Annotated in this window: 12 protein-coding genes; 10 read left to right on the top strand and 2 right to left on the bottom strand. The window is 70.7% G+C overall.

Translation table 11 applies throughout. The annotated features are described in order from the left end of the window. Positions 1–335 precede the first annotated feature (335 nt). Positions 336–2,303, bottom strand: coding sequence for an acetate--CoA ligase (gene acs / locus QSK22_RS19775; protein ID WP_285495721.1), 1,968 nt, complete (start codon positions 2,301–2,303; stop codon positions 336–338). A 570-nt stretch (positions 2,304–2,873) separates the two neighbouring features. On the opposite strand from acs, the gene QSK22_RS19770 reads away from it, so the two are divergent. The 10 genes from QSK22_RS19770 to QSK22_RS19725 all read left to right on the top strand — a co-directional run bounded on the left by QSK22_RS19770 (position 2,874) and on the right by QSK22_RS19725 (position 16,359). Then, on the top strand, positions 2,874–3,671 hold the full coding sequence (locus QSK22_RS19770; protein WP_285495720.1) for a Fic family protein: 798 nt from the start codon (positions 2,874–2,876) through the stop codon (positions 3,669–3,671). Between the two features lie 1,986 nt (positions 3,672–5,657). Further along, entirely contained in the window at positions 5,658–6,740 is a 1,083-nt protein-coding gene (gene ssd, locus QSK22_RS19765; RefSeq protein WP_285495719.1) for a septum site-determining protein Ssd, read from the top strand. A 333-nt stretch (positions 6,741–7,073) separates the two neighbouring features. Next, positions 7,074–8,231, top strand: coding sequence for a TadA family conjugal transfer-associated ATPase (locus tag QSK22_RS19760; protein WP_285495718.1), 1,158 nt, complete (start codon positions 7,074–7,076; stop codon positions 8,229–8,231). A 91-nt stretch (positions 8,232–8,322) separates the two neighbouring features. Next, the gene (locus QSK22_RS19755) at positions 8,323–9,114 is read left to right on the top strand and encodes a type II secretion system F family protein (RefSeq protein ID WP_285495717.1); all 792 of its coding nucleotides are present in this window, start codon (positions 8,323–8,325) and stop codon (positions 9,112–9,114) included. Positions 9,115–9,594: 480 nt separating this feature from the next. After that, positions 9,595–10,173 carry a type II secretion system F family protein gene (locus tag QSK22_RS19750; protein WP_285495716.1) on the top strand — a complete coding sequence of 193 codons (579 nt, stop codon included), beginning with the start codon at positions 9,595–9,597 and terminating at the stop codon, positions 10,171–10,173. 114 nt (positions 10,174–10,287) lie between these two features. Then, positions 10,288–10,482 carry a DUF4244 domain-containing protein gene (locus QSK22_RS19745; RefSeq protein WP_285495715.1) on the top strand — a complete coding sequence of 65 codons (195 nt, stop codon included), beginning with the start codon at positions 10,288–10,290 and terminating at the stop codon, positions 10,480–10,482. Next, positions 10,479–10,850, top strand: coding sequence for a TadE family type IV pilus minor pilin (locus QSK22_RS19740; RefSeq protein WP_285495714.1), 372 nt, complete (start codon positions 10,479–10,481; stop codon positions 10,848–10,850). The genes QSK22_RS19745 and QSK22_RS19740 overlap by 4 nt, the downstream gene beginning before the upstream one ends. Positions 10,851–11,679: 829 nt before the next feature. After that, positions 11,680–12,066: an Rv3654c family TadE-like protein gene (locus QSK22_RS19735; protein ID WP_285495713.1), complete on the top strand. Its 387-nt coding sequence runs from the start codon at positions 11,680–11,682 to the stop codon at positions 12,064–12,066. Positions 12,067–12,308: 242 nt separating this feature from the next. Further along, positions 12,309–13,643: a hypothetical protein gene (locus QSK22_RS19730; RefSeq protein WP_285495712.1), complete on the top strand. Its 1,335-nt coding sequence runs from the start codon at positions 12,309–12,311 to the stop codon at positions 13,641–13,643. Positions 13,644–15,975: 2,332 nt separating this feature from the next. Beyond that, the gene (locus tag QSK22_RS19725) at positions 15,976–16,359 is read left to right on the top strand and encodes a hypothetical protein (RefSeq protein WP_285495711.1); all 384 of its coding nucleotides are present in this window, start codon (positions 15,976–15,978) and stop codon (positions 16,357–16,359) included. Positions 16,360–16,728: 369 nt separating this feature from the next. Here the strand turns inward: QSK22_RS19725 and QSK22_RS19720 are convergent, their stop codons facing one another. Beyond that, positions 16,729–18,453, bottom strand: coding sequence for an ABC transporter permease (locus QSK22_RS19720; RefSeq protein WP_285495710.1), 1,725 nt, complete (start codon positions 18,451–18,453; stop codon positions 16,729–16,731).

Genomic DNA, 18,453 nt, shown 5'->3' with positions numbered 1-18,453 from the left:
GAAACCCCCGATGGTGACAGCGGGCGGACACGTACCCACGGACCGGTCCGCCGCCGTGCCTGCCGGGACGAAACAGCCCGTCGCCGACCAGACTTCCCGGCACACCTGTCGGGCAGCCTACCCAGATGATCGTCCGATATGTCCGTCCGTCGTCATCGAATCCCGCTGGGGGGCTCCCCTGCGGCACGGAAAAGGGCCTCTGGCGCGCGTGAGCGCGCGCCAGAGGCCCTCGATGCGCCTGTCCCCAGTCCGGCTTCGCACCGCGGCTTCGCAGAGCCGCTGGGCTGCCGAGGCGTCGCGGAGAGTCGCGGGCGGGCCGGTCGGTGTGCTCCGGGTCAGTCCTCCGGCTTGGCGCTGGGGAGCTTCTGGGCGATCAGGTCCATCACGGAGCTGTCGGTGAGCGTCGTCACATCGCCCAGCGAGCGGTTCTCCGCGACGTCCCGCAGCAGCCGCCGCATGATCTTGCCGGAGCGGGTCTTGGGCAGCTCCGGCACGATCATGATCTGGCGGGGCTTGGCGATCGGGCCGAGCGTCTTGGCGACATGGCCGCGCAGCTCGGCCACGAAGTCCTCGCCCTCGACCTCCTCGCCGGCGCTGCCGCGCGGGATCACGAACGCCACGATGGCCTGGCCGGTCACCGGGTCCGTGGAGCCGACCACCGCCGCCTCGGCCACCTTCGGGTGCGACACCAGGGCCGACTCCACCTCCGTGGTGGAGATGTTGTGCCCCGACACCAGCATGACGTCGTCGACCCGGCCGAGCAGCCAGATGTCGCCGTCGTCGTCCCGCTTGGCGCCGTCACCGGCGAAGTACAGGCCGTCGAACCGCGACCAGTACGTCTTGACGTACCGCTCGTCGTCGCCCCAGATGGTGCGCAGCATCGACGGCCACGGCTCCCGGATCACCAGGAAACCGCCGCCGCCGTTGGGCACCGACTGCGCCTGGTCGTCCACCACGTCCGCCTCGACGCCCGGCAGCGGCCGCATCGCCGCGCCCGGCTTGCCCGCGGTCACCCCCGGCAGCGGGCTGATCATGATGGCGCCGGTCTCGGTCTGCCACCAGGTGTCGACCACGGGGCAGCGGCCGCCGCCGATGTTCTCCCGGTACCAGACGTAGGCCTCGGGGTTGATCGGCTCGCCCACGCTGCCCAGCACTCGCAGCGACGACAGGTCGAACCCGGCCGGGATGTCGTCGCCCCACTTCATGCAGGTGCGGATGGCGGTCGGCGCGGTGTAGAAGATCGTGACCTTGTACTTCTGGATGACCTCCCACCAGCGGCCCTTGTGCGGGGTGTCCGGCGTCCCCTCGTACAGCACGCTGGTGGCGCCGTTGGCGAGCGGCCCGTACACGATGTAGGAGTGGCCGGTCACCCAGCCGATGTCGGCCGTGCACCAGTAGACGTCGGTCTCCGGCTTGAGGTCGAACACCGCGTAGTGGGTGTAGGCCGTCTGGGTGAGGTAGCCGCCCGAGGTGTGCAGGATGCCCTTGGGCTTCCCGGTCGTCCCGGACGTGTACAGGATGTACAGGGGGTGCTCGGCGTCGACCGGCTCCGGCGTGTGCTCGTCCGACTGCCGCTCCACCAGGTCGTGCCACCACACGTCCCGGGGGTTCTCGGCCACCTGCTCGCCGGTGCGCCGCACCACCACGACCTTCTCGACCGACGGGGTGTCCTTGACGGCCTCGTCCACCGTCGGCTTCAGCGCGGACGGCTTGCCGCGCCGGTACCCGCCGTCGGCGGTGATGACCACCTTGGCCTGGGCGTCGTCGATGCGGGTGCGCAGCGCGTCGGCGGAGAACCCGCCGAACACCACCGAGTGGGTCGCGCCGATCCGCGCGCACGCCAGCATCGAGATCGGCAGCTCGGGAATCATCGGCAGGTAGATGGCCACCCGGTCGCCCTTGCGCACGCCCAGCTCCAGCAGCGCGTTGGCAGCCTTGCTCACCTCCCGCTGGAGCTCGGCATAGGTGATCGTGCGGGTGTCGCCGGGCTCGCCCTCCCAGTGGTAGGCGACCCGGTCGCCCAGCCCCGCCTCGACGTGGCGGTCCACGCAGTTGTAGGCGACGTTCAGCTCGCCGCCCACGAACCACTTGGCGAACGGGGGGTTGCTCCAGTCCAGCACCGTGTCCCAGCGCTTGGCCCAGGTCAGCCGCTCGGCCTGCCGGGCCCAGAAGCCCAGCCGGTCCGCGGCAGCCTCCTCGTACGCTTCGGCGGTGACGTTCGCGGATTCGGCCAGCTCTGCGGGCGGAGAGAAGCGCCGCGTCTCCTGCAGCAGGTTCGAGAGTGTCTCTTGGCTCTGGCTCAACGCGTACTCCTTGCTTGCGACAGAGGAAGGCGCCTCGGTGTGCCCCACTTCACCAGGCAAGGCACCCTCTTTACAACCCTCACACCGCCACGACCTCCGCTGCATGGCGGGCTTCACCCCGGTTTCCGCCGCTGACGCCCGCTCTGACGCCCCTACACCCACACCAGTCCCACGATTCCCATCGCCGCCCCTGGACGGGCATGGAGGGCGTTAGGGCGTGTTTCGAAGTTGGTCGGAGCCGTTCGTTGATGGTGGCGATGTGGACGGTGGCCTGGTAGCGGACGGCGAGCCTGCCGTTCGGCCGGTTCGCAGATCGCGGCCGCGATGCCTCACTGCGTCCGGCGTGCGACATGCCGCCACTCAGCACACTTCGAGACAGGCTCTAGAGGGCTTCTGGGCGCGGGGAGCCAGGGAATGACGCCATCAGTACCGGGTGACAGGGCAGTCAGCCCTGCCCGGCCCGGCGATCGAGATCGCCCCTCGCCGGGGGCGTGAGGAAGGCAGACGGGCGGTGCCGGGTATCGGCCCCCGCACGCGAGTCGGTGCGGACGACCGCATAAGGTCGGGCCCGTGACCGGATCCGATGCCTTCGCCCAAGTAGCGGCACTGCCCGGAGTGGCCGACGCGGTGGCTGATGCTCGCACGGCGGTGGACCGGCTGCTCGGACATCGCGTCCTGCGTCGGCGCAGTGCCGAGGTCTCCACCGAGTCGGCAGTGCGGGGCGCGCGCGCCTCGGCGGCCTTGGAGGGGGTCTCGGTCCCCCTGGACGAGATGCGCGCGGCCGAGGCCCCCAAGGACCCCGTCGTCCAGGGCGCCCTTCGCGTCTCCGCCGAACTCGGCTCTTTGACGGACACGTGGCGGCAGGCACCCCGGCAGGTGTTGGCGCGGCTGCACGTCCTCGCCGCGGCGGACGCCGTGGACGAAGCCGAGCTCGGACGCCCCAGAGGCGAGGGCCAGGAGGTCAAGGACGTACTCGGCCTCGGACAACCACCCACCGCGCCTGAAGTCGCCGCGCGGTTGGACATGCTCAGCAGCCTGCTCGTGCAACCGACCGAGGCCCCGGCGCTCGTGGTGGCGGCAGTGGTGCACGGCGAGCTGCTCACCCTGCGTCCCTTCGGCTGGGGGGACGGCATCGTCGCCCGGGCCGCCCAGCGCCTGACCATGGTCGAGCGCGGGCTCGACCCCAAGTCGCTCACCGCACCCGAGGTGGGCCATGCCGAGCTCGCAGACGAGTATGCGGCGGCGCTGCGCGGCTACGCCTCCGGCACCCCCGAGGGAGTGGCCGGATGGATCCGCCACTGCGCCGACGCCACGGCCGCCGCTGCTCGGGACGCCCAGGCCATCTGTGAGGCCATCCTGCGGGGCTGACGCGCTGCGCCGCCCCGTCCTCGGCTGCTACGCCGTGCGTCCCGCTCGGAGTCGTACGGCGATGGCATGAGGGGCTGGTGCGGCGTGAAGGCGGGCCGTCTGATGCGAAACCGGGGGGCGGTCTGTTGCATTGAGTGAGAGATGCACCGAGGGTGCATTGCGCGGGTACCCGAACCCGACCGAGAACTGGTCCGTGAACCCTCTGTCAAGCCACTTCCTTGGCCAGTTTTATGGCCTTCTGAGAAAAATGCGAGTGAGAATCTCACAGCCGTCCTGGCGTGCCGTCCTTCCTCGGGCTGCACGGCAGTAACCGCTGCCGTTCGGCCCCCGCCCTCTCGGCCGAACAGCCGGACGGGTGCACGCCTACCCACTCCACGCGCTGCCCGAGGCTCGGCCGAGAGTCAACCCCACCCTTTGCGCCTGCGTCCTCAAGTGGACGTCACCAGCGCGTTCACGTTGACGGCCGCGCACGCGCCGATCGAGCCGCAGAGCCGCGCCGGCACCAGCTGCACGGTGCCGGCTCCCAGGGGGGCCGATGGCCCTACGGGCGACACTCACACGGTCTCAGCGTCCTGCCGCATCCCACCAGCACTCCGCTGATACTCGCCGGACGTGAGGCAAGGCGGCGTTCGATTCCGCTGAGACGAGCCCGGGCCGCTCCACCGTCCGGAACCGACGTGGGACGGCCGCCCGAACATGGCGAACGGCGTCCCATCCGGTGTGGAACGCCGTTCGCCAGCCACGTCACACCGGGTTACCAAGCGTGCACCTCATATTCGTCGGAGCGGGTCAAGCCCGTCACGACGCGCCTCCCGCGGCTGGTCGCGCGTGGGTGCCCGGGTGCCGTGCCTGGACACTTAGTCCTTATGACCTGTCTACGCCTCATTCGTCCAGTTGACAAGCCCTGATGCGTAAAATGAGCGGCTCGCGGCCGCATATCGCGCTCGCATCGTCGGTGGCGGGGGAGGGCTCTGTCGGGCGGCGGCCCGGCATCGCGCCTGACATTTCGGGCGAAACGGATCTTCATTGACAATCTGCAATAGATCACGGAGTGTGATCGGTTCTATTGCGGATCCCGATCCGGCGGTGCAACGGAATGATCTTAGAGATCCCCTGTACGCTCCCACTCTCGGCCGGGAGCTTTCCGGCCGTACGGCAGGTGGTGGGCCGGATGGTGCCGAGCGGCACCGCTTCGCCCGCCGGAGCGGGGATCATCGTAACCAGGTGAGAAAAAACGTTACGCGTCGGGTGACATTACAGCTCGACGGAAGTCACGACGATCGGGCAGCATATGTTGTACCTAGACTAGAGACAGTGAGTTTGCCAGTCCCATAGATCAAACCGCGGCCTGCGCGCCGCGGGTGATCTCCCCCCGAGACTTTCTTGGGAAAACGGCCCGGCTCTACCCCCCCGGAGCCGGACCGTTCGGCGACCCCCGCTCTCCCCCCCGGCGGGGGTCGCCCTGTCTTAACGCAGTCGGGCGGTGACCCGGCCAACGCGCCGAAGCCACCGCCCGACTGCGCCTCCGCGGTGCCCCAATCGGTACGGCATTAGGCGGCTCGGCGGCATGTGCGCCGTACGGGCGGGGCGATGCGGACGACCGGGTCCGGCGGACTGGCCCCAGATGAATTCGCGCGCCGTCTGCCCACGGCGTCGGCCCAGATCACCGACACGCCATTCCCCGATGCCCCTCACATGCCCGCTGACATCCACACAAACGGCGTCAGCCCAGGCATCCATCGTTGACCGGGGCCCTGTCGGCGATTCGCGAGCCGGCCGCACCAGCTCGTCGGAGGCGACCGCCGAAAACCGCTACCGCACCGCCCGGTCCGGACGCGGATCCGCTCGCCGATCATCGCACCCGGCACGCCTCCGAACCATCGTGACCTGCGGTTCCACGAAGTTATCCACATGTTGGGGAAACCCTTTCGCCGCATCCGCGCCGCACCGCAACCTGGTGTCCCCAGGAACGGACGGGAGGGCACGATGACCAACGCGGCAATGATCGTGACGAGCGACTCCATGATCGGTGACGATCTGCTGAGGCTCGCCGCGGCCGCCGACACGGGCGCCGAGATCGTACGGGACGCCGGCGAGGTCCGCGCGGGCTGGCAGGGGTCGCCGCTCGTACTGGTCGGAGCCGAGTCGGCCGAGGAGATCGCAGCCGCCGGCCTGCCGCGCCGACAGGGCGTCGTCCTCGTGGCCAGAGAAGAAGACGCCGACGACGTCTACCGCAAGGCGCTGCAGATAGGCGCACAGGATCTCGCGGTCCTGCCCGACGACGAGAGCTGGCTGATCGACGCGATGGCGGCGGCGTCCGAGCCCGTGGAAACCTGGGGCACCACCGTGTGCGTGTGCTCATCCCGCGGCGGGACGGGCGCCAGCGTCCTCGCCGCGGGACTGGCTCTCAGCGCCGCCCGGATCGGCGCGCGAACCCTGCTCGTCGACGGCGATCCGCTGGGCGGCGGCCTGGAGATCGCGCTGGGCCTGGAAGACCACGAGGGGGCGCGCTGGCCCGACTTCGCCGACCGCCGCGGCCGCCTCAGCGCCGCCACCCTGCGCGAGGCCCTGCCCAGCCTCGGCGACCTGTCCGTGCTGTCCTGGCGACGCGGCGCACCGGTGCCGGTCACCGAGGACGCCATGCGCTCCCTGCTGGACGCCGCGACCCGGGGCTTCGACCTGGTCGTCGTGGATGTCCCCCGCCACCCCGGGGAGATCGGCCGCTGCGCCCTGCGCGCCGCCGACGTGACCTACCTGCTCGTGCCGGCCGAGGTGCGCGCCGCCGTGGCGGGCGACGTCACCGCGGCGACACTCCGCCGCGAGACCGCCCAACTGCGGCTCATCGTCCGGACCCCGGCCCCCGGAGGCCTCACCCCGGAGGTGATCGCCGAGGCCATCGGCCTGCCCCTGGCCGGTGTCCTCGCCTGCGACCGCCGCCTCCCCGCCATCCTCGAAGAGGGCGATCTCGCCCGGGCCCTACGCCGCCGCGGCCCGCTGGCCGACCTCTGCGGTCAACTGGTGTCCGACCTGGGCATCCAGCCGCAAGCCCCGATGGCCGAAGCCGCCTGACTCTCCGAGACCAGCCCACCCCCATCCCGACAGCGCTCAAGGCAGCCGAAGTCGGAGGTCTCGCCAAGGCCCGCCATCGCGGATCACTAGCCGACCTTTGCGGTCAGCTGGTGTCCCGATCAGGGATGCAGTCACAGACCCTGGGGGCTGAAGCCGCTTGCCCCTGGAGACCAGCCCCGCCCGGCCCGGCGGCGGCCAGGGCGGCTGGAGTGGCCGGTCTGCCGGCGGGCGAGCGCCCCGCCGACAGACCAGGCCGCGACGAGGGACAAGAGCACGCAACGCCCTGCCCGACGCCCAGCCGCCATCCCTCTGATCGAACGTGAAGGACGGACGATGAGGAAGCTCTCCGATGCCGTACGTGATCGTCTCCTCTACACCGGAGGCGAGCCCACCGCCGGGCATGTCGCGGCTGCGCTGCGTGCGGAAGAGCGTCTGCTGGGCGACCGTGAGGTGTTGGCACTCGCAGATGAGTTGCGTGCGGAGTTCGTCGGTGCCGGGCCGCTGGAACCGCTGCTGCGCAACCCCGAAGTGACCGACGTCCTCGTCAACGGCCCGGACGAGGTCTGGGTGGACACCGGCAGCGGACTGGTAAGGACCTCGACCCGCTTTCCGGACGAAGCGTCCCTGCGACGTCTCGCCCAACGGCTGACGGCAGCGGCCGGGCGCCGCCTGGACGACGCATCCCCCTACGCCGACGCCCGCCTGCCAGGCGGCATACGACTGCATGCCGTACTGCCCCCGGTGGCGGCCAACGGCACCTGCCTGTCATTGCGGCTCCCCCGGCGCCGGGCGTTCACACTGGACGAGCTGGTCGCGGCAGGCACCCTCCCCTCCAGCGGTGCCGAGTTGCTCGCCGCCCTGGTGTCCGCCCGAGTCGCGTTCCTCATCACCGGAGGCACCGGTACCGGCAAGACAACCCTGCTGAGCTGCATGCTCGGCCTGGTGGACCCCGGCGAGCGGCTCCTGCTCGTCGAGGACTCCGCGGAGCTGAGCCCGGACCACGGCCATGTCGTGCGTCTGGAGGCGCGTCCACCCAACGTGGAAGGCGCCGGCGGTGTCAGGCTGCACGAACTCGTCCGGCAGGCGCTGCGCATGCGACCCGACCGACTCGTGGTCGGGGAAGTCCGTGGCGTCGAGGTTGTGCATTTGCTGGCCGCGCTGAACACGGGGCACGAGGGCGGCTGCGGGACACTCCACGCGAACGCGGCGGCCGATGTCCCCGCCAGGCTGGAGGCGCTGGCGTGTGCCGCGGGCCTGAGCAGGGAGGCCGTGCACAGCCAGCTCGCCGCGGCCCTCGACGTCGTGGTCCACCTCGTCCGCGAACCCGGCGGCGGACGCCGGAGAGTCGCCGAGATCTGCCTGCTGCGGCGAGGACCCGACGGCCTCGTGCAAGCCGTCCCCGCGGTGTCCTTCACCTCTGCCGGCCGAACCCGCACACTGCCCGGCGCCTCCGACCTCGCCGCCCGTCTCGACCACCGGTGGCGCCCATGAACGACGTCGGTGAATCGCCTGCCCCTGTCCTGCTCCGCAGGGGTCCGATTCCTCCCCCGCCTGAAGGCGGGGGTCTCCTCGGAGGTTTTTGATGACCATCACCATCGCGCTGGCCATGATGTGCGCCGCCGCCTGCGCATGGGTTTCGTTCCGCGCTCCCACAGCCTCCGAACGGCTCGTCCGGATGCTCACCACACGGGCTGCCCGCGACCGGCGGCCGTCGGTGTACGGCCTCCTCCAGAAACCGTTCACACACCTGCACGAACTGCGTGAACGTCGAAAACAGCGGCAACGATGGCGCACCGCGGTCATCGGGCTGTGCGACGGAATGGCCGCCGAACTGGCCGCGGGTCGTACGCCCGACGAGGCGTTCCGCTCGGCGGCCGGCGTCCTCGACCGGCGGATCGCGGTCCACCTGCTGAGCGCGTCGCCCGGCCTCGACGGCCCCGCACCGAGCCGACGGCCTCCGGCCTGCGCCATCGACACCCGGGCGGAGGTCCCCACGGCCGACCAGTTGGAGCGGCTCGCCGAACGTCCGGGCGCCGAAGGGCTGCGCCTGCTCGCAGCGTGCTGGCGCATCGGAGCCGAGCGCGGCGGCACGCTCGCCGCGGCCCTGGACGGTCTGGCCGCCGCCCTCCGTGACGAGGAGGAACAACGTCAGGAGATCGCGGCCCAACTGGCGGGACCGCGGGCGACGGCGCGGCTGCTGGCCGGGCTTCCGCTGCTCGGCCTGGCGATGGCGGCCGCGCTCGGCGCCAAGCCACTGGCGTTCCTGTTCGGAACGATCCCCGGCCTGGGCTGCCTGGCCACCGGAGTCACCCTCGACGTGCTCGGCATGTGGTGGACGAGCCGTATCGCCCAAGCCGCGGAGCTTCCCCGATGAACCCCAGCCGCGCACCAGCCCCGCTGCCCAGACAAACAAGAAGCACGTGCCCACAGGCGGAGAGACGAGCGAATGCAGATGCCGCCGCAACTGAAGCAGACAAGGCCGACAGCACCCCCGAGCACCCACCGCCGCCGTCCCAGCCACCGCACGCTCCGCCTGCAACTGCCAAACCCCAAAGCCCGCAGCACAGCAACTCCGTGAGCCCGACAGGAGACGCAAATGATCTTCCTGACCGTCCTGTTCGCCGCGGTGTCCGGCTTCCTATGGCCGAGTGATCACAGGTCCGCCCTCCGCAGATACACCGCCCTCGTTGCCAGCCGCGCGCACCGAACCCCGATGGCCACGCGCAGTCTGAACGGCTCACTGCGCACGGTCCGACTGCGTGGCCGGCCGCCGCCTTCTGCCGAGAAGCCACAAAACGCCCCAGGGCCTGCATCCACGAGAGCCCGGCGCGAAGTACTGACCAGGTACGGGGCGGTGCTGCTGTCCGGAACCGTGTGCGCGGTCGTACTCGGCGGCCTGGTCGGCGTACTGGCGGGCATCGCCGTCGCAGTGGCTGTCGCCCGCGTGTTGGGACGGCTCGAAGACACCGATCAACGACGCAGGAAGGCCCGTCTCGTCGCGGACCTGCCGGTGGCGATCGACCTGCTCGCCGCCTGCCTGCAGGGCGGAACACCCTGGAGCGATGCCGTGGAGGCGGTGGCACGTGCGATCGGCGGACCGCTCGGCGCCGACCTCCAGCGCATCGCCGTACAGATCCGGTTGGGCGTCGATCCGTCCGCGGCCTGGTACGGCCTGGCAGACGAACCGACGCTGGCTCCTCTCGCCCGGACGGCCGTACGCGCGGTCAACAGCGGTGCCGCCATCGCGCCGACGCTCACCCGCCTTGCCCGCGACCAGCGGCGTGAAGCCCGAGCGGAAGCCATGGCCAGGGCCAGAACCGCGGGCATCCGGGTGCTCGCTCCACTCGGCCTGTGCTTCCTGCCCGCGTTCGTCCTGCTCGGCATCGTCCCGACCATCGCCGGGATCGCGTCCACGCTCCTTCTCCCGTGGTGACCACTGGTTGTCCACAGGTCGCCGCTCATCTGTTTCCCGAGTACTCGCCCTTCCAGGCCGGAGCCGGGCAGCGTCTCGACGGCCGGCCACGACATCCAAGAAAAGGAGATCCCCATGCGAAAGATGACGGCTGTCGCACGGCGGTGGCGGCAGGAGGCTCGAGACCTCGGCATGTCCACGGCCGAATACGCGGTCGGCATGATCGCCGCCACCGCGTTCGCCGCGCTCCTCTTCAAGATCGTGACCAGCTCGGAGGTGAGGACCCTCCTTTCGGGAGTCGTCAAGCGGGCGCTCCACCTGGCGGGATGAGCGCCCGTCGCCCCCAGGACGGCGGCATGGTCACGGCGGAGATCGCCGTGGCCCTCCCCGCCCTGGTGCTGGTCCTGGCCGTCTCACTCTGGGCGATCCGGATCGCGTCGACCCAGGTGGCCTGCACGGACGCGGCACGAAGCGGCGCCCGGGCGGCGGCCCGCGGCGAACCCCTACCGGCGGTCCGCGCCGCCGTCGCCCGGGCCCTGCCGCCCGGCGCCCAGATCAGAATCAGCCGCACCAGAGAAAGGACCCGCGTCGACGTGACCGTCCCCACCCGTCCGCCGTCCGCCGGCGGCCTACCCCCTCTCCTGATCAGAGCGCACGCCACAGCCGCCACCGAGCCAGGAGTCACCAGCGACCCGTAGCCGCTGCTGGGTGGGGGACTTTGACCGGCCTGCAGCCTTTGCCGGGTGGGGTGCCATGACTAGGTCGCAGCGCTACCGGGCTAGGAGTCACCAGCGACCCGTAGCCGCTGCTGGGCGGGGGACTTTGACCGGCCTGCAGCTTTTGCCGGGTGGGGTGCCATGACCAGCCCACAGCCGCTACCGGGCCAGAGACGTGGCTCAGCCGCAGCCGCCGCCAGACCACAGCCGTCAATAGGCCGTGGCCGATGCAGGGCCGGGAGGCATGACCGAGCCGCCGCTGCTACCGGGCTGGGAGGCGCGAGCGGGCTGTAGCTGTCGTTGGCTGCGCCTCCACCCGCACTCTAGAACTCTAGAGCTGGATGCCAAGAGACACCGGACGTGGCCTAGAGGTGTGTCCGGTGGATCATGATGGGCTCGCAGCAGTGCGGTGACCGGGGCGATCCCGACCACAGTTGCTCCGTCGGCAGGGCGGCCGCCGCACCGGTCCGCCCGCACATGACGGCGGCGAAGCCGCAGACCCGCAAGCACGCAGCGGATGCCCCGGCCGGCGCCCTGCAACCCGCACTCAAGAGCTGGATGCAAGATCCCCGGACGTGGCCTAGCAGGCGGGAAGGCGTGATCGGACCGTCGTTGCTCTGCGCCGGGGGCATGACCGGGGCGCGGTCGTCCTCAGGGCGAAGCCCCTGCTGAGCCGGAAACACCCCTTGGGGCGAAGCCGCCGCAGCACAGGGGGCCTACAGCTCAGTTCTGCGGAGTATGTGCAGGGGCCGCCAGCAGGTTGAGGGCTGCCTGCTGCCTGTTGGCGGACGTGCTGGAAGGGAGTTGTCACATGAAGAGCGCGGGTGATGAAGGGGCGGGGACGCTGTGGTCGGTCGCCTTCATGGCGATCCTGTGGTTTTCGGCCGTGGCGGCCATGACCGTGGGCGGTGTACGGGTGGCGCGGCACCGGGCGGACGCTGCGGCGGATCTCGCCGCGCTGGCCGCGGCGGCGCGAGTCGCCGAGGGAGCCGGTGAAGCCTGCAGGAGTGCCGCGATCGTTGTGCGCGGTTTCGGTGGGCGGCTGAAGAGCTGCCGGGTACGAGGAGACATCGTCGATGTATCGGTGACCATGGCGGTCACAGGGGCCGTGGCGATCGGCGATATCCGGATCGTTTCCCGGGCCCGGGGTGGTCCCGCAAAGTCAGAAAGCGTACCCTTACCACACCCGACTCGTTGAACGGGGCGTCAATAGCAGGCGGTGATCGTGCGCGCGAGGTGTCGACGACCGGGGACGGCCATCGACGACGCGACATTGTCGCCATACTGTGACGTGGGTTACCCGCTGGTACGTTACGCTGCCCTCAGCCCCCCCGGAATCACCAGACACGGAGCGGTCTCCTCGGCCGCCTGCCGGATGGCCGGGCAGGGTTCGGCGGACGGAGCGAAGTCGGCGGATCGTCCGATGGAGGGATTGAGGCCGTGACCTGGATTCGCAGGATCGGTGCAGTCGTGCTCACGGCACCCCTTGCGATGAGCGTCCCGATTCTCGGCACCGCCGTTCCGGCCTACGCGGCCAGCGCCGGGATCACCAGTCCCAGCGACGGCGCCGTGATCCGCAGCGGTAGCTCGGTCACCGTCTCGGCCACCACGGAGGTGCTGACCGCCTGGCGGTTGGTGGTCGTCAGCCCGAACGGTAACGAGCAGGTCGTCGACTCCAAGGACAGCCTGCGCACCGAGAGCCTGAGCGGAACCGCGGCACTCGGTGACAACGGCCGTTACGAGGTGAAGCTGCAGGAGAAGGTCCTGCTGTCGTGGAGCACCAAGGCGACTCGCAATTTCTACGCGCGGGTCCCGCCCGCGACACCGGGGGGCCTGTCGGCTTCGGTCACGGGTAGCAAGCTCACCGTTCGCTGGAACAAAGGGCTGGAGAACGACCTCACCGGATACTCGATCAGTGCCGGGTCCGTCGGCTCCAAGAGCGGGACGGTGGACGGGCTGTGCTCGGGGACGAGCTGCTCCACCACGTTCAGCGTGCCGTCCGGCACCAGCGGGACGATCCCGGTGCGGGTGCGGGCCAAGCGTTCCGACGGATCCGGAGGGTCGGTCTACTCGGGTTATGCGTCGGCGAGCGTGACCGTCAAGGGCAGCAGCAGTGGTGGAAGCGGCGGTTCCAACACCTCCTCACCGTCCAGTTCCGTGCCGTCCTTGCCGGGGAGCACGTCCCGTGGCTCGACGCCGCTGACGCCTTTCAACAACGCCTCTCCGGTGACCTTGCCCTCGGTCCAGCCGGACGGAGCGACACCCGGCCTGACGTATCCCGCGCCGCAGGTGGCCGACCAGAGCCGGCCCAAGGCCCAGAACGTCGCAGCGCCCGAGAGCCTCCAGTGGGGTACGAGTGTGGCCATCGCCCTCGTCCTGCTGCTGATCGCGGCGCACCTGGGGACGTGGACACGGCGCATGCGGGTCGCCAATTCGGGGCTCAGCAGCCAGGGCATGGCGGCGCGCATCGCGCGGAGCGGGTCTGGACGCAAGCGTGTCGTCAAGGCGAGGAAGCAAATCGCCCGGGCCGAGGCCGTCGCGAGAACCGCGGACCTTTCGTCCCTCGCCAAAGCGGCGAAGGGCGCGCCGACATCGAAGGGCAAGTCGGCGTCCTCACGTAGTGGCAGGGCCCCAGCCCGCGTGGGGCGCCGCCCCGCGACTCTCGGTGGTTCGCGCGCCAGAGGAGCCGGGGGCCGTGTCGCCAAGCCGTCCCGCCAACCCGGTAAGCGCCGAGCCAGCAGAGGCCGCCAGGGCGCACGCCGCAGGGTGAAGTAGAGCGGATCACCTGGTGAGTCGCACGCTGCTGCGCTCGCACCTGCCCACGAGCGACGAACGCAACGGCCCCGCACCGCTGTGCCCCCAGTGGCTGAGGTCGCCCCGAGGTGGCGGTCGTGTGGCCGGGCGGGCTGCCTCGGCCATGTCCGGTGGATCTTGGCATCCGGCTCTTGAGTGCGGGTGGGGCCAGGTCGTCCGCTGCGTGCTGGGCGGAACCGGCCGCAACACCCGCCCTGCTATGGGAGGCCCCGGCGGGCATAGTCTGCGGCTTCGCCGCCGTCGTGTGCGAGCGGACCGGTGCGGTGGCCGCCCTGCCGACGGAGCAACATGGTCGGGGTCGCCCTGGTCACCGCACTGCTGCGGGCCCGTCATGATCCACCGGACACACTCTAGCGCCGGGTAGTCGCGTCACTGGGTCGTGTTAGGGCGTGTTTCGAAGTTGGCCGGAGCCGTTCGTTGATGGTGGCGATGTGGACGGTGGCCTGGTAGCGGACGGCGAGCTCGTCGAACCCGGGTGGTCGGCCACCGCGCACGCCGCGCCGGCGCCGGCCGCCCGCCTGATCGGCTGGTTCGCAGATCGCGGCCGCGATGCCTCACTGCGTCCGGCGTGCGACTTGCCGCCACTCATCACACTTCGAGACAGGCCCTAGGCGGCTCATGGTGGATTTGCGGCAGTGCTGTGATCAGGGGGATACCGGCCCGGCAGTGCCGGGCGAGCGGGCGAGGCGGATGGCGACACCGCGTCATTGCTTGAGCCGGTTGATGCGGCATTCGCACACGTGCGGCGTCGGCCGGGCGGCTTCGCCACTCCTGGTCCGCGGCGGGGCCGCCCGCCGCTCGCTCGCCAATGGCGGCGAAGCTACCGGACTGCAGCAGGCGGCGGACGACCCGGCTGCCGCCCCAGCCACACATGAAGGCATAGGTTCATCGGGGGGGCACCGAGGAACGCTCCGGTTGGCGTGACCATCATGCACACCGCGCGTCCCATGCCGCGTTCCTCGTGCGGTCGTCGTCCTGCACTGCGGGCGAGAGTCCGGCGCGGACTCGGCTCGCGTGGTGGGGAGGGGGCGGACGGTCTTCACGAGCTGGTCAAGGGCTCATGTGAGCGCCACCGGTGCTTCGGGTGTCCCCGCGTACGGTTGCGAGGCGCATCCGGCCAGTGTCTTGCGGGGGATAAGCGGTGCTTCCAAGCACAGCGCGACGGCTCATGTCATCCCGCCGTTCGGTTGCGTCCGGACGGCCTACGGCTCGGACGGCTCACGGAGGCTATCGGTGGGGCGGCCGCAGTGGTTGCATCTGTTCGCCCAACATTTGGTCGGGGTGCCGGATGTTGGTGTCGGGGCGGGTGTGGGGGGTGGTCTGGGAGGATTGGTGTCAGCGTGTGCAGCATTGGCTGGACACCCTTCGTGCCCGGCGCAGAGCTCTTTCGTTGCGGTCGGGTCTTCACCGCCTGGGCTTACACCGTCAGTCACAGTCAGTTGTTGCTGCGTACGCGCACGGCCTGGCGGGGCGGACGCAGGCAGTCCCGCATCGACGTCGTCTACATCGGCCGTTGAAGCCATGAAAATCAGGGTTGAGTACGACGGGCTTGTATTCCGTTGTGCCGCCCCGGCTGAGGAAGAGCGGATTCGCATTGATAACTCCGGCCTTGCTGCGGCCGCCCTGTGTCTGATTTTGGAAAGCGGCAGTAATCAGGACTGCGTCGTGGCCCATGCCGTAGGGTGGGAAAGGGACATGGGGGCCGATCGGGAGCCGAGCAGGCTCGCCGTATTCGCTCCTGGGACCGATCCTGAACGCATTGTGAGATAGTGCGCGGACGTCCTACGGCGCAAGCCGTCCGTGCGCGTGGTTGAGAGGATAGGCGCTGGTCGCGCGGGGTCTCGCTGTAGCGGGCCGTGATCGAAGGCCGGTGGAATGCGGCGTGTTCTGGTCTTATGATGCGCAGGACCATTTCTTTCTGGGAGAAGGGCCTGTTGGGTATATCGGCAGGGGTGATGCCCCGCGTGCGCGTGGTGCGGTGCTGCTTTTCATGTTGACCCTCATGTGAGTGCGATCTTCCGCTGTCGTGGTGATATTTGTCTGTCAGTGGCGCTTGCGCTGTGACAGCCTTTCGGGCTCCGCGATAAGCGGGAGGGGTCGTCGTTCAGGTGGCTGTTTCGGGAGTGATTCTGTTCGGAGGTTGAAGCCGGGACGTGGCAGCGGGTCGGGAGCTTGCTGCAGGTCGGGGGTGCGGCGGATGAAAGTCGCGCGTGGGGATGGCGTCGTAAATGGGAACGGTCTAGGCTCCCTTTCCAGCTGAGATCTCCCCGCGACGGAGAGGAGAACCCTCCGCATGGTCTTCTTGGGGTTGCTGATCATGGCCGCCGCGCTGGTAGTGGGGGCCGGCGTCATCGCGGACAACACCGGCGACGCTGAGCTCACGGTGTTCGGGGAGGCCGTGCCGGGGGTCGCGGCCGAGTGGCAGGTGTTCATGGCGGGTGCCGTGGTCGCCGTCGTGTTCATGGCCGGTGCGGCGATCGCGACGGTCGGGATCAGGCGGGCCGTCGGATTGCGGCGCGAGCTGCGTGAGCTGCGGGACGAGCACGCGGAGTCCATCCAGGCGTTGGAGCAGGAGAAGCGGCGGCTCGAACGCGAGCTGGCCCTTGCTCGGCGCAACGCGTCGGGCCAGCAGCAGGTTCCGGTGGTGTCTGGGCAGGTGGGTATGCGTCGGCCCTGACTTCCGTCGCGTTGTGTGCGGTTGCCTGTCCGCTATGGGGCGGCTGCTTGCGTTGGTGTGATCGGTCCGGGCCTGCGGGTGGGTGTTCTGCGGTGGCCGGGGTTGCTCACGGTTGCAGGTGGTTGGATGGGGCGCTGTGTCGGGGCGGGTGGCGGGAGCTTGGTGGGGGTGGCGGTCAGTGTGGTGACGGCCATGGCGTGGCGCAGTGTCGTTGTTCTGGCAGCTGGTTTCGGTGGGGTGTCTGGGTAGGTGGGGTGCGGCCCCTGACGTGGATGTCGCGTTGTGTGCGGTTGTCTGTCGCGATGGGGGGCGGCTGTGTGTGTTCCGGGCCTGTGGGGCCGTGTTGACGGTTGAGTGGGTGCTGCATTTTCAGGTGGTTGTGAGTGTTGGTGCTATGGGGCGGGTGGCGGCTTGTCTGACGGGGATGGCGGTCAGGGCGGCGATGGCCGCCAGTGCCGTGGGGAGGACGGCGGCCAGCCACAGGATCGGGACGTGGCCGGACGCCGAAGAATGCCCGACGGCGCGGGCCGCCGCGTACACCGCCAGGCCCAGTGGTATACCGCCGGCGGCGGCCGCGGCGGCGGGCAGCATGTGGGCGGCGACGAGGCCGCTGGTGATCTGACGTGGCGTCGCGCCCAGGGCTCGGGCGAGCGCCGAGGTGCGCAGGGTGTCCAGGGACGTGGCCCATGCGGTGAGGACGGCGTTGACCGCGGCGAGCAGCAGCATCGCGACGGCGAGCACCAGGACGATCTGGCTGACGCGTTCGGTGACGGGATTGCCCGCCCCCGGGACGAAGTCGGGCCCGGTCGCCCGGTTGTCCATGCGGGCCACGTCCCGGTTCATGGCGAGCGCGGCGACGATCATGGCGACGGTGACGGCGGTGCTGAGTGCGGCCAGGACCGTGCGGCGGACGCGGCGCGCGGCGATGCGCAGGCCGAGCAGCAGGGTGACCGGCAGCCCGGACGGCACCCCGAGGCGGCGCGGCGGGCGCACGGGGTCGCGCAGGGCTTGCGCCGTGGTGACGCGGGCGCCGCGCAGCGCCGGGAACGCGGTGGCCGTCGCGGTGACGCCCAGCGCGAGCAGCAGGACGGCGGCGACGACGCCGAAGGTGGGGGCGGTGTCACCGGACGCGAGCAAGCCCGCGTTCGGACCCGTCAGCAGGGGCGAGGCGGCCCAGCCCGCGAGCAGCCCGACGACGGCGGCGGCGACCGCGATGAACAGGTGCTCGGCCAGGAGGGCGAGGGCGACGACGGCCGGTGTCGCCCCGGCGGCCTTGAGGAGTCCGACGCGGCGGCTCTGCTCGGCGAGACGGCCGCCGACCAGCAGGGCGACGCACAGACCCGCGAGGATCGCCAGCGCCCAGGAACCGGTGATCAGCGCGTTGTCGGCCAGGCGGAGCTCGGCGGTGGCGTACTCGGACAGGGCCTGCCAGGGCGTGACGCCCGGGTGGCGGGCGGCGAAGGCCGGGGCGGCGGACGGGTCCTCCAGGCGCAGCGGCATGGTCAGCCGCCGCTGCGCGAGCGCGGGCAGGCGGGCGGCGTCGGCGCGGGTCGTCCAGATCAGGCCCGGTGCGGACGACGGGTAAGGCGCCCGGCCGGTCGTCACGGCGATCCCGGCGACGGTGAAGCGGCGTCCGCCCGCAGTGACCTGGTCGCCGGGGCGGACGCGCAGAGCCTCGGCGAACGCCCGCTCCACGACGACCGAGCCGCGGCGCAGCCACGAGCCCGAGGTGACGTAGGGGCGGTCGATCCGGCTCGGCGCGGTGTCGCGGCCCTGGACGACGGCGTTGACCTGGACGTCCCGCACGCCGAGGCGCACGGCGAAGGTCGGGAACGGCCGGACGGCGTCGGCCACGCCGTCGGCCTTCGCCAGGGCCGCCAGAGCCCGGGCGTCGGAGGCGGTGGCGACGGCGTCGGGGCCCGCGGTCGCGGCGCGGGTGCGGTCCCACGGGGCGTCGGCCGCGTTGCGTACCAGCAGGCCGAGCGTCAGCGTCGTCGTGGTGGCCGCGATCGCCACCAGCAGCCAGAACGCCTGGGCGCGGTGCCGCCGCAGGTCGCGCCAGGCCAGGCGGAAGGCGAGCAGGAGGCGTCCCAT

The organism is Actinomadura sp. NBRC 104425, assembly GCF_030269545.1.
Taxonomy (GTDB): domain Bacteria; phylum Actinomycetota; class Actinomycetes; order Streptosporangiales; family Streptosporangiaceae; genus Spirillospora; species Spirillospora keratinilytica.
The sequence above is the reverse complement of the archived record's forward strand: the minus strand, read 5'-3'. Positions and strand labels throughout refer to the sequence as shown.